Annotated in this window: 10 protein-coding genes; 6 read left to right on the forward strand and 4 right to left on the reverse strand. The window is 38.1% G+C overall.

The window, feature by feature from the left end; all coding sequences use genetic code 11:
* Positions 1 to 37: 37 nt before the first annotated feature.
* Entirely contained in the window at positions 38 to 493 is a 456-nt protein-coding gene (gene rpiB, locus QJV27_RS08390; RefSeq protein ID WP_281448482.1) for a ribose 5-phosphate isomerase B, read from the reverse strand.
* 243 nt (positions 494 to 736) lie between these two features.
* On the opposite strand from rpiB, the gene QJV27_RS08395 reads away from it, so the two are divergent.
* From QJV27_RS08395 to dhaL, 5 genes are all read left to right on the forward strand, one after another.
* Positions 737 to 1,855, forward strand: coding sequence for an MDR/zinc-dependent alcohol dehydrogenase-like family protein (locus tag QJV27_RS08395; protein ID WP_281448483.1), 1,119 nt, complete (start codon positions 737 to 739; stop codon positions 1,853 to 1,855).
* A gap of 63 nt (positions 1,856 to 1,918) precedes the next feature.
* A complete protein-coding gene (locus tag QJV27_RS08400) occupies positions 1,919 to 3,187 on the forward strand; it encodes an MFS transporter (RefSeq protein ID WP_281448484.1) in 1,269 nt (422 codons plus the stop codon).
* Between the two features lie 34 nt (positions 3,188 to 3,221).
* Complete coding sequence (locus tag QJV27_RS08405) at positions 3,222 to 3,977, forward strand: SDR family oxidoreductase (protein WP_281448485.1); 756 nt, start codon at positions 3,222 to 3,224, stop codon at positions 3,975 to 3,977.
* A gap of 39 nt (positions 3,978 to 4,016) precedes the next feature.
* Complete coding sequence (locus QJV27_RS08410; RefSeq protein WP_281448486.1) at positions 4,017 to 5,021, forward strand: dihydroxyacetone kinase subunit DhaK; 1,005 nt, start codon at positions 4,017 to 4,019, stop codon at positions 5,019 to 5,021.
* A 5-nt stretch (positions 5,022 to 5,026) separates the two neighbouring features.
* Positions 5,027 to 5,674, forward strand: a complete 648-nt coding sequence (gene dhaL, locus QJV27_RS08415) for a dihydroxyacetone kinase subunit DhaL (protein WP_281448487.1) — start codon at positions 5,027 to 5,029, stop codon at positions 5,672 to 5,674.
* A 252-nt stretch (positions 5,675 to 5,926) separates the two neighbouring features.
* On the opposite strand, the gene QJV27_RS08420 is transcribed toward dhaL, so the two are convergent.
* The 3 genes from QJV27_RS08420 to QJV27_RS08430 all read right to left on the reverse strand — a co-directional run bounded on the left by QJV27_RS08420 (position 5,927) and on the right by QJV27_RS08430 (position 9,272).
* Positions 5,927 to 7,465: a carbohydrate porin gene (locus QJV27_RS08420; RefSeq protein WP_281448488.1), complete on the reverse strand. Its 1,539-nt coding sequence runs from the start codon at positions 7,463 to 7,465 to the stop codon at positions 5,927 to 5,929.
* Between the two features lie 184 nt (positions 7,466 to 7,649).
* Positions 7,650 to 8,708: a histidinol-phosphate transaminase gene (gene hisC / locus QJV27_RS08425; protein ID WP_281448489.1), complete on the reverse strand. Its 1,059-nt coding sequence runs from the start codon at positions 8,706 to 8,708 to the stop codon at positions 7,650 to 7,652.
* Between the two features lie 30 nt (positions 8,709 to 8,738).
* On the reverse strand, positions 8,739 to 9,272 hold the full coding sequence (locus QJV27_RS08430; protein WP_281448490.1) for an ankyrin repeat domain-containing protein: 534 nt from the start codon (positions 9,270 to 9,272) through the stop codon (positions 8,739 to 8,741).
* Between the two features lie 693 nt (positions 9,273 to 9,965).
* On the opposite strand from QJV27_RS08430, the gene tkt reads away from it, so the two are divergent.
* Positions 9,966 to 12,020 carry a transketolase gene (tkt, locus tag QJV27_RS08435; RefSeq protein ID WP_281448491.1) on the forward strand — a complete coding sequence of 685 codons (2,055 nt, stop codon included), beginning with the start codon at positions 9,966 to 9,968 and terminating at the stop codon, positions 12,018 to 12,020.
* The last annotated feature ends 72 nt before the right edge of the window (positions 12,021 to 12,092 follow it).

Below are 12,092 nucleotides of genomic sequence, written 5' to 3' on the forward strand. Positions count from 1 at the left end.
TAAGACAGCTTTTTAAAATTATTTTAAACGTATAAGATTATGAACGTCCCTTTTGTTCATAATAAGAGATACGTTCCACTTTGGGTGCAGAACCACCACCTTCAAATTCAGATTCCATCCAGGATCTCAGGATGTTTTTTGCTAATTCAGGTCCAATAACTCTGGCGCCCATGGTTATAATTTGTGCGTTATTGCTTTTTCTGGCACGTTCAGCAGAAAATGTGTCATGGCATTGTGCTGCGCGAATACCAGGGACTTTATTGGCTGTAATAGCCATACCGATTCCTGTTCCACATACCAAAATCCCACGTTCGTGCTTCCCTGCTTTGATTGCTTGACATACGGACCAAGCAATATCAGGATACAAATTGGAGTCACGTTGGGAATCTGTAGTGTAATCAACGACCTTGTAGTTGTTTGCTTCTAGCCATTTGATTAATGTATTTTTTAATTCAACAGCAGCATCGTCACAACCGATTGCAATAGGTAGCATCGTATTTTCCTTAGATCAAAATTAAGAGCTTATTAAGTTTTTATAAGATAAATTCGATAAAAATACACCAAAAAAAATTGTTGTATTTTTTATGAATTTTGAAAGTATAACATTTTTATCTTTTTATACCAACAAGTTATCGTTTTTATGGGTCAAATCACAAGTATTTTATTTGTGTTCACGATTAAGATATCCGATGATGTGGAGCAAAGTCTCAGGACTGCATAATGAAGGTATTACATCATGGACACAAAAGAAAAAGCTGCCCCTGCAGCTAGATTAGACAACATTCCTAAAACAATGCGAGCAATTGTTGCTTATGCTCCTCATGATTATCGTTTTGAAGAGGTGCCAGTTCCCGAAGTTGGTCCACACGAAATTTTATTAAAAGTCGAAGCATGTGGTATCTGCGCTGGTGACGTAAAATCTTTTGAAGGTGCCCCAAGCTTTTGGGGGGATGACAAACAACCCGCTTATATCAAAGCCCCAATGATCCCAGGTCACGAGTTTATTGGTCATGTTGTCGCCCATGGCGAAGGCGTGAAAGATTTTAAATTAAACGATCGTGTTATTTCCGAACAAATCGTTCCTTGCTGGGATTGTCGTTTTTGTAACCGTGGCGAATACTGGATGTGTGAAAAGCATGATCTGTATGGATTCCAAAATAATGTAAATGGCGGTATGGCCGAATATATTAAATTGCCTAAAGAAGCCATCAATTTTCATGTCCCTGACGATATTCCAATGAAAAAGGCAATTTTGATTGAGCCTTATGCTTGTTCTTTGCATGCCGTACAACGTGCTAATGTGAAATTAGGCGATGTTGTTGTTTTGTCTGGTGCTGGAACACTTGGTTTGGGAATGATTGGCGCAATTAAAAAGTCAGGCCCAGATAAATTAATTGTTTTAGATCTTAGTGAAGAACGTTTGGCACTAGCTAAGCAATTTGGTGCAGATCTTGTCATGAACCCAGCTAAAGAGGATGTGGTTCAAAAAATTAAAGATATGACCGAAGGTTATGGTTGCGATATTTATATCGAAGCTACGGGTGCAGGAAAGTCAGTTGAACAAGGGTTGGCAATGATCCGTAAATTGGGTCGTTTTGTCGAGTTCTCTGTGTTCAAAGATCCTGTTGCCGTAGATTGGAGCATTATCAGCGATCGTAAAGAATTGGATGTATTGGGATCCCATCTTGGACCATATTGCTATCCAATGACGATCAAAGGCATTCAAAATGGTGATTTCCCAACAGAGGGCGTTGTAACACACGTTTTCCCATTAGAGAAATATATGGAAGCCTTTGAAGTTATGAAAAAAGGTGTCGGTTCTTTGAAAGTCGTATTAGATCCGAATATGAAATAATAAATTTTTTTGGATAAAAAGCCCAACCCACGGGTTGGGCTTTTTTCGATAAGGGAAGATTATATGTCCAATATAATTAATAAAATCTTCGTTTCACCAAAATTAATGTTGGGTTACTTTGGTGTGATGATTTTTATGGCTGGTGAAGGTTTAGAGTTAAACTGGTTGCCAGAATATTTACAGCATAATGGTATGACTGAGCAACAAACAGGATTAATCTATACTGTGTATGGATTAATGGTTGCGATTTCATCCTGGTTTTCTGGTGTCTTGGCCGAAATTTACGGTGTAAGACGCGTTATGTTTATCGGGTTGATTTTATTTTATATTGGTTCATTCTTCTTTTTAGTCTTTGGAATGCCCAGTCATAATTTGTATTGGATTATTCCGACATATGCAATTCGGGGATTGGCTTATCCTTTATTTGCTTATGGTTTTTTGGTTTGGGTTGCCTATGAAGCACCTGCTGAAAAATTAGGGTCAGCAGTTGGGATTTTTTGGTTTATGTATTCTGGTGGGGTTGCAGTTATTGGAACTAAATATTCTGATATTATGTTAAATTACTATCATATTGAGCATATTCATGTCTTGTGGACTGCTTTGATTTTTGTAACTTTGGGTGCTGTGATCGCCCTTGCTTTAAGTAAGGATGGTGCAAATAGTAGCACAAAATCAGAAAAAGCATCTTTCTCTTATTTGTTAAATGGCCTAACAATCTTAGTCAAAAAACCAAAAGTAACCATGGGTGGTATTGTTCGTATGATTAATACCAGTGCCGCGTATGGATTCCCTGTATTTATCCCAGCCCTTTTAATTGCAAAACACTATGACAGCAGCGTTTGGCTTTCTGTTGTTTTTTGGTTATGGATGGTCAACGTTGCGTTTAATCTAATTTGGGGTGTTATTGGTGATAAATTAGGCTGGCGTAACGTTGTGATGTGGTTTGGTTGTGTTGGCTGTGCGATTACAACATTTTTGTTTTACTATGCAATCGAAATGCAAGCTTCTGTTTTAACACTTACATTAATTGCCAGTGTCTATGGCTGTTTTCTTGCAGCATTTGTCCCATTGTCTGCTATTATGCCAATGTTGGCCCCCAAAGACAAAGGGGCAGCGATGTCTATTCTTAACTTTGGTGCTGGGATGAGTTACTTTTTTGGTTATTTCATTGTGACTTTATTCATTTCGTCAGTTGGCAGCGCTGGTGTAATTTATATTTATACAGGACTATATTTAATCGCTGCATTCTTAATGATCTTTGTGAATGTTAAACAACAGCAAAATGACAGTATCGAACATGAAGTCGAAATGGCTGTTAAAGAAGCTCTATAAATCATTATCGTAAAAGAAGTTAGGAGACATAGCAATGTCACAAAAACAAATGTTTAATTTAGAAGGTAAAGTAGCCGTTATTACAGGTGGTGGTGCTGGTATCGGTAATGAAATAGCTAGAACCTATCTTGAAAAAGGGGCGAAAGTTGCATTGTTGGATCGTGCTGATACCATTGTTGATATTGCTAAGACCCTTGGCGGTGACAAAGCCATCGGGCTTCAAGTCGATGTGACCAGTAAAGACCAAGTAAATAATGCTATTAAAGCTGTTGTTGATCACTATGGTTGTATTGATATTGCAGTAAATTGTGCTGGCGTAGCTTTATTAGATACAGCAGAAAATCTTAGCGAAGATATGTGGGATGCAACCCTTTCTATTAATTTAAAAGGCACTTTTTTGGTTTGTCAGGCCGTTGGAAATATTATGTTAAAGCAAGGCCACGGTTCAATTATTAACCTTGCATCCCAAGCTGGTGTTGTTGCGTTACCTAATCACATTGCCTATTGTGCTAGTAAAGCAGGGGTAATCGGATTAACCCAAGTTTTGGCTTTGGAATGGGGACCTTCAAATATTAACGTTAATGCAATCTCCCCAACGGTTGTGCTGACAGAGCTTGGAAAACGGGCTTGGGCTGGTAAGATTGGCGAAGAATTTAAGGCAAAAATTCCATCACGTCGCTTTGCTGAACCAGAACAAATTGCTGCAGCTGCAGTTTATTTGGCAAGTCCCGAAGCATCCATTATTAATGGGGCGAATTTAGTGATCGATGGTGGCTTTACAGTCCAATAAGCTAAATCGTTATTGTATTTAAACTAAGGTATATAAATTATGAAATTGAACAGAATTATTAACGATCCCAATCTCGTTGTTGAAGATGCGATCGAAGGGTATGTAGCAGCCCACCCTGATTTGTTTGCCAAAACAAATCATGAAAGGGTATTAAAATATCCTTCTATTCCTCAAAAAGGCAAAGTTGGAATTGTAACTGGTGGTGGTTCTGGTCATGAGCCTGCATTCCTTGGTTATGTAGGTAAGAATATGGTTGATGCGGTGGCTATTGGGGAGATTTTTTCCTCCCCAACAGCGGGCGCATTTTTGGATGCTATTAAAGCTGCTGATGGTGGTGCAGGTGTTGCCTGCCTTTATGGGAATTATGCTGGCGATAACATGAATGTTAAAATGGCTGTGAAAAAAGCAGCCTCCGCTGGAATTACAGTTAAAACCGTTGTTGCTAATGATGATGTTGCCTCTGCCCCCGTAACGGAAAAAGATAAACGTCGTGGGGTTGCTGGTGAAATTTTAATGTGGAAAGTTGGCGGTGCTGCTGCTGCCCAAGGGTATGACCTTGATGGTGTGATTGCTGCTGCACAAAAAGCCATTGATAATTGTCGTTCTATTGGTGTTGGATTAAGTTCTTGTATCATTCCTGCGGTAGGGCATCCAAATTTCAACATCGATAATGGGATGATGGAGGTAGGGATTGGTCACCACGGTGAACCAGGTATTAATGTCCTGCCTTTACAGTCTGCAAAAGAAATGGCTGCTACAATGTTAGAGCCCATTATGAATGAAGGCATATTCGAACCTGGGACTGAAGTTGTGGTGTTGGTTTCAGGTTTAGGGGCAACCCCTACAATGGAATTATACATATATTATGCTGAAGTTGATCGTTTGTTAAAAGAAAAAGGGGTTAAGGTTCATCGTAGTTACGTGGGAAATTATTTTACCTCGCTTGAAATGATGGGGGTAACGCTTACCATGATGAAATTAGATGATGAATTGAAAAAGCTGGTTGATGTTCCCGTTCAATCTTTAGGTTTTGTGCAAGGTTAATTATTATGTCCGAAGTTGTTCATATCGAAAATGGTGTTGATATTGTTAATGATTTAATCCAAGTCATTGTCAGTAATCGTGATTATTTAAGTGAAATCGATGGCGCCATCGGGGACGGTGATCATGGTATAAACATGGCGAAAGGATTCAATATTTGTAAGCAGCGGATTGAAGGAAAAACACTTTCCTTATCTGAGGCTTTAGAAGAGTTAAGTGATTCTTTGATGGAAGGCATTGGCGGATCCATGGGGCCTTTATATGGTTGTATTTTTACAGGTTGGGCAGATAGTGTTAAGGGTAAAATCCAGCTTAGTAAAGAAGACGTTAATGCGATGTTTGCGAATGGTCTTAGTGAACTGCAAGATATTAGCCCTGCTAAGAAGGGGGATAAATGTCTAGTGGATACTTTATTCCCTGCTGCGGAAAGCTTTGATCAGGCTGTAAAAGAGGGTAAAAGCTTTAAAGAATCTTTGACAATTATGAAAGATGCGGCTGCAAAAGGGCGTGATTCTACAAAAGATTTAGTTGCTAAGATTGGCCGTGCCAGTCGTTTGGGTGAGCGTTCAAAGGGCGTATTGGATGCAGGGGCAACGTCATGTTGTTTGTTGGTAACCCAGTTTGCAGACAGTCTTTTGAAAAAATTGAATTCTTAAAGTTATACTTATTACTTATGTAAATGATTACAGGGCTGTGTTTAATCAGAACACAGCCTTTTTTTATTTATATTACGGCTTGATAAAGTAATATTATAGTAATGGTCACAAGCATTATTTATACTTAATATAATTGAACAGATTATATTATTGATTTGAAAATAAATATGATAAATCTAAATATAACCGATATTGATGCTACTTATAAGATTATCTATATATAGTTTTCTAAATATAGATAATCTTATAATATTAAAAGTTGACCGTTGTTCTTAATCCCAAAATAGCTTCGTTTTGAATACGTTTATGAGATCCCTCGTTAAGAATTAGACCACCGCCAGGATTAAATATATACTGAAAGTCTGGTTTTAATTCCAACCAAGGGGTTGCTTCGACTTGCAGGGTTAATTCTATGTGGTGTTCCGTTTTTCTGGTGCGCCAATTTGGATTGGTGAAATATTTATAATCGCGATCATATTGCCTCGCTCGATTACCAAAACTGCCAAATCCCCAACCAAACCCTATAGAATCATGTTCTTTGTTAAATAATCCTTTATAAACCATACCTGCGTCACCTCCTAAATTGATGGGATTTCTATCCCCAGGGGAAGTCTGGATACGACCAAATACACCGACGGATTTAATTGGATTATGACGTGAACGCCAAATCATTTGGTCTGCAATACCATAAACCGACCAGCTATGTCTGTGCATAAACATCGTTTGAGGAGTATTGGCATCTCCCAGCAGCTGTTTTTTGGCGTTAAACCGTTGATCAGGAAAACCAGCACTGTCAAAATAAGCACCAAGTTTATAAGTCCCTGGGTAGCCATTATTTTTATTATCATCTGTGGCTGGATTTAAGTGATATTGTAATTCATTAATAACAAAGACACCTGTTGTAAAATTAAAATGCGTTCCAGATAGGTGTTTTTCTTGAGGATCGCAAGTAAATGGGCCAGAGGGATTACAAAACGAGCTATCATTTGGATTGTCATTGGCAACTGCGAATAGGTTCGTCCAATTGTCATTGGGTTGAAAGGCAAATCGAATGCCAGGTGCGGCAAGTGGGTAATCAATACCACCACTATAGGTATCAACAGAGTTAATCATTGACCATCCAAAAGAAGAATTTAAGAACAGTGTGGCATAGTCACTAATATTAAATTCTTGATCTAGACTAAGCTTACCAATGCGAATACTGAATTTATCGTTCCAAAAACCTTGTTGATACCATAATTCCCAAAGGCGTGTTGAACGGTTGGCTTCAATGCCACTAATATTATTTAAGTCTCCCAAATTTTCACCGGTAAATTGGCGGCCTCGAATTTGTAAGGCACTGATATTGAAAACACCATGCTTAATACCTAACAATTTTTCTGGATTCCAGTTTAAGGTTAAGGTTGTCATTCCTTCGTACCCAGCCCCTTGCTTAATGCCACCTGAGGGATTCCCCCAAACTTCATTGATATCAACAGCAGTAAAGGTAATACCATATTGCGCCAACCATGGTCTGACCCCCCACATATCGCGTAATAACATATCATTGTCTTCAGGATGTAATCCTGTGTCTTTATCAAGGATTTTGGCAGGTGGAGCAGATTTTTTAGTGGGATTTGCCCCACTGGAATTCGAAGAAGGGGAGGCGTCTTGGCTGATTATGGCAGAGGTACGAGCATAGCTTGTATGATATATTCCAATGAGTGCGAAGGAAATAGGAATACCTATATTAAAGATTTTTTTAAAGTAAATAAAAGGTTTGTTTAAAGGATGGTGTAATTGAACAGACATAAGGGAACACCCCAACATTATAAAATGTTATTTATAATAGTTATAAAATAGTATCGTGAGACCTTTCAAAAGGTATAAAGGCCCCTTATATTCTGTCAAATATTATTTATTCTTTATTTTTGAAAATACACTATAGTGACATTTATAATATAATATCCATCCTATATATTAACAATAAAGATGGTTACATTCTTTGTAACTTATCAATTAATATTTTGCATTCATCTTCCGTACCAATAGTAATTCGTAGCCAGTCTTTTATTCTTGGTGTACTAAAATGTCGAATTAAAATATTGTTTTGTCTTAGATAGGTTGCGATTTTTTCGCTATTAATGTGTGGGTGGGAAGCAAAAACAAAATTAGCTTTTGAATTTAAAACAGTAAATCCTAATTGTGCCAATTCATGAGTTAAATAATTGCGGTTTTTAATAATTCTATCTGCACTATTAAGGGACCACTTGATGTCCTGCACAGCAGCAATGGCACCAGCTTGAGCAAGGCGATCCAAAGGATAAGAATTAAAACTGTCTTTGACGCGTCTGATCCCTTCGATAAGATGGGGGTTGCCTACAGCGTAACCAACGCGCAATCCAGCCAAAGCGTAAAATTTTGAAAATGTACGAATAACCAGTAGATTTGGATATTGCTTTGTCAAAGGAATAACCGTTTTTCCACCAAAATCAATATAGGCCTCATCAATAATAACCACTTGTTTGGGGTGTTGGTTTAAATAGTGTTCAATATTTTGATTGTCCAGTAAAAGACCCGTTGGGGCATTTGGATTGGCTATTACAATTCCAGCGGCATCTTCTTGTTCATATGCTTGAAGATTTATATGAAAATCATTGGTTAAGGGAATGCATTTATAAGAAATATTAAATAAATTACAGTAGACGGAGTAAAAACTGTATGTAATGTCGGGAAATAAAATAGGTTTCTCATGTTTTAATAGGGCAAAAAATGCCAATCCTAAAACTTCATCTGAGCCGTTGCCAACAAAAATATGATCAGAGTCGATTTCGTGAAGATCTGCCAGTGCGTCACATAAACCTTGGGCAGTGGGGTCTGGATATAATTTTAAGGTATCTTGAACAGTTTCTTTTAAGGCTTGTAAAACTTTTGGGGATACCCCATAGGCATTTTCATTTGTATTTAACTTGATAAGATTGGTTGCTTTGGGTTGCTCCCCAGGGACATAGGGTACAATATTGTTTACAAATGGGCTCCAATACTGATTGTGCATTAATTTAATTCCTAATTTTTAATAAAATTTTTAATCGCGTTTAAATGATGTAATTAGGTGAATATTGCCATGATGTTGCGCAAGTTGAATGGGGGTGACACCCTCACCATCTTTATGTTCTGGGTTTGCACCTGCTGCTAATAACAAACTAATAATTTCAGTGCGACCAAACAATATGGCAAACATTAGGGGGGTACGGCCTAAGGTATTTTGTGAATCGACCTCGGCTCCTGCTTGAATTAGCATTTTTGCAATTTGTGTATAGCCTTTAAATGCAACCCCTGTAAGGGCTGTTGCTCCAGTTTTATCCTTAATATTTGGATCTGCCCCTGCGGCCAACAAGTATTGGGTGGTGGATATATGGTTGTTATAGCTGGCGATAACAAGGGCAGTATGACCATCATGATTTTGATGGTTAATATCCATACCTGCTTTAATAAATTCTTGCAGTAATTCGGTTTCTCCAGTGCGTGCAGCACTAAAATAAAAAGCTTCGATTTGCTCGGGAGTAAAAGTTTGTTGAGGGGTGGGTGAAGTCGTTTTATCGTTAGGGGGAAGAGACATGGTCGTTACCTCGAACAATGAAGCTGAAAAGTAGCTGCATTGTATCGGGATCATGGAAGAAAGAAAAGTGATCTTGTAGAATTTTATAAAGACCTTTTGCCTTTATCATGTTTTAAGCTCTTTTAGATTTATTTTGATTAATTTTTATTATTTATTGCATAATATTTCTTAACAGCGGATCAGGAAGTCAATTTGATTTTTTTTTAATATATGATACTCTTCGTATTAATTCATTAATGGTACAGCTTTTAAGTGAAGATGTGATTTATTATAGCAATTTGTAAAGAAAATAGGTATATATTAAAAGTAAGTTATGTATATTTACTTTTCGATATGGGTGAACATATTTGTGTAAAAAATAAAGAAAAAGAAGATTGATTGCACAGTATAAATGGTGTGGTGTCTGATGCTGACGGATTACTAGGCCTATATCATTAAGCGTTTTGAAAGAGTATCTAATTCTTTATGTATTTTGTTTATTGTTATTCTCAGTTCGAAATATTAACAATTTTGACGCTTATATCAAAAGAGTCTTTATAAGGAGTGAAGTTATAATCAACACGTCTTATATATAAAGTGTTTCGTATTTTATCAGTTATTAATGATTTTTGTTTTCTTTTTTTTTATGGGTATTACAATCATATACCAATATCCTATTTTTATTAGGATAAATGACTTTTTTTGGAGATTTGAATGAATATTGATGAACGTTGTATTAATACAATTCGTGGTCTAGCGATTGATCAGGTTCAGGCCGCAAATTCCGGCCATCCTGGAACCCCAATGGATCTAGCCCCAGCAGCGTATGCGTTGTGGAATAATGTGTTAAATTATGACCCTGCACAACCGCTATGGCCAGCTCGTGATCGTTTTGTACTATCGGGTGGTCATGCATCTGCATTATTGTATTCTATGATTCACTTGGCTGGTATTAAAAATGTTGGTCATGACGGTAAGGTTGAAAACAAGCCTTCATTAACATTAGAAGATTTGAAACAATTCAGACAATTTAATTCAAAAACTCCGGGTCACCCTGAATATCATCATACAACAGGTGTTGAAACAACCACAGGTCCACTAGGACAAGGGATCGCAACCTCTGTTGGGATGGCGATTGCTCAAAGCTGGCTTGCTGCACGGTATAATAAACCTGAATTTCCACTGTTTGATTATTATGTCTATACATTTTGTGGGGACGGGGATCTGATGGAAGGGATCTCTTACGAAGCAGGATCTTTGGCGGGTCATTTAAAACTGGGCAATTTGATTTGGGTTTATGACCGTAACCGTATTTCTATCGAGGGTTCTATTGATATTGCCTTTACTGAGAATGTTGCAGATCGATTTAAAGCGTTGGGTTGGAAAATCCACCAAGTTAAAGATGCGAACGATATTGCAGATTTCCAAGCGAAATTAGAAGCTGCACGTAAAGAAAAAGATGCACCAAGCTTAATTATTTTGGATAGCATTATTGGATATGGTTCTCCAAACAAAGCTGGTACACATGGTGTGCATGGTGAACCTTTGGGTGTAGATGAAGTTAAGGCTACCAAAAAAGCTTATGGAATGCCTGAAGATAAAGATTTTTATGTTGCAGATGGGGTTATGGAACATTTTGCAGCAGGAATTGGCAAACGGGGTGCGGCAGCCAGCCAGAAATGGAATGCTCTATTCGCAGCTTACAAGGAAAAATACCCTGAATTAGGTCAAGAGGTTGAGGATATTATTCATAATCGCTTGCCAAAGGGATGGGATAAAGATATCCCAGTATTCCCAGCAGATCCAAAGGGGATTGCCTCTCGTGCAAGTTCTGGGAAGGTATTGAATGCGATTGCAAAAAATGTTCCTTGGATGATTGGCGGATCTGCTGATCTTGCACCATCAAATAAAAGTTGGCTGGAATTCCCTGGCGCTGATGTATTCCAAAACCCTGAATACAAAGGATCATATGCAGGGCGGAATATTCATTTCGGTGTTCGCGAACATGCGATGGGTGCCATTGTTAATGGTATCGCTGTCAGTGGCCTTCGTGCTTTTGCGGCTGGATTCTTTATCTTCTCAGATTATATGAAAAATCCAATTCGTTTGTCTTCGTTAATGGGGCTGCCAATTGTTTATATCTTTACCCATGATAGTATTGGCGTTGGTGAAGATGGGCCAACCCATCAACCTATTGAACAGTTAGTTCATTTCCGTGCAACCCCTGGTATTCGGATGATCCGTCCTGCGGATGCTAATGAAGTGGTTGAAGCGTGGAAATTGGCAATGCAACAAAATGAGCATCCAGTATTATTGGCATTAAGTCGTCAGAATTTGCCCACAATTGATCGTTCTAAATATGCATCAGCAGAAGGCTTGAAAAAAGGTGCGTACGTCGTAGCATGTTGTGGTGAATTACCCGAATTAATTTTAATCGCAACGGGCAGCGAAGTTGGCTTGGCCATGGAAGCCTATGAAGTCCTGATTAAAGAAGGACAAAAGGTTCGTGTCGTTTCTATGCCTTCATGGGAAATTTTTGAAGAGCAACCACAATCATATCGCGATCAAGTATTGCCCCCACAAGTTACAAAACGTATTGCAATAGAACAAGCGTCTCCTATTGGTTGGGATCGTTATGCAGGCCCTAATGGAACCATCATTGCAATGCGCAGTTTTGGTGCTTCTGCCCCTTATGATAGGTTACGTGAACATTTTGGATTTACATTAGAACATGTTTTGGCAGCTGCTAAAGAACAGCTGAAAAAATAAATCGGATAAATCAAAGCCTTCTTTAGATATTGTTTAAAGAGGGCTTTAATCTTTGAAATATATATTTAAATA

The organism is Commensalibacter oyaizuii (genome assembly GCF_029953265.1).
Lineage (GTDB): Bacteria > Pseudomonadota > Alphaproteobacteria > Acetobacterales > Acetobacteraceae > Commensalibacter > Commensalibacter oyaizuii.